Here is a 574-nt window from a genome sequence, read left to right as displayed (position 1 = left end):
GATGGCGCGTCGCATGAAGATTTCATCTTGAGGGCTAAATTGATGGTCTGACAAAGGAGGACTCCGAAAAAGGTAAAGGTAAAAACAAAAAATAGGTATGCGGAGAAGCATACCTAATCTTGGTGACAATGAACAATAACGTGATAATAGACAGCAGCATGATAACGGACAATAACCGCAGGCCTGTTCATTTAATCGCTAGTTATCGGCGTTGCTTTAATCCTTGGCTATCGGCGTCGCTTTAACACTCACAATTCGATTATTTTCTACAGAGATAATTTCGAACTGCCATTGTTGATATTGAACGACTTCGCCAATATCAGGTAAGCGACCAATCAACCATGTAACTAAACCGTTCAAAGTTTGGAAACCTTCCTTCTCACTTCCTAAATCTGATAGCTCTAAACGATTCTTCAGTTCGCTGATAGGGATTAACCCATCCACTAGCAAGCCATCTTCAACTTCCTCTGTCCACAAATCTTGAGGGTTATTGGATAGCTCCCCTGCAATCGCTTCCAGAATGTCATAGTGCGTTACAAGACCTTGCACATCCCCATATTCATCAACAATGAAT

General features: G+C 41.6%; 1 protein-coding gene. It reads right to left on the bottom strand.

Annotated features, from left to right (window positions below; genetic code table 11):
• Positions 1 to 216: 216 nt before the first annotated feature.
• Positions 217 to 574, bottom strand: a 358-nt coding sequence (locus FQP90_RS23055) for a transporter associated domain-containing protein (protein ID WP_280116002.1), incomplete at its 5' end; no start/stop codon positions are given.

This window comes from Paenarthrobacter nitroguajacolicus (genome assembly GCF_007786235.1).
GTDB lineage: Bacteria > Actinomycetota > Actinomycetes > Actinomycetales > Micrococcaceae > Arthrobacter > Arthrobacter nitroguajacolicus_A.
This window is presented reverse-complemented; position numbering and strand designations above follow the sequence as displayed.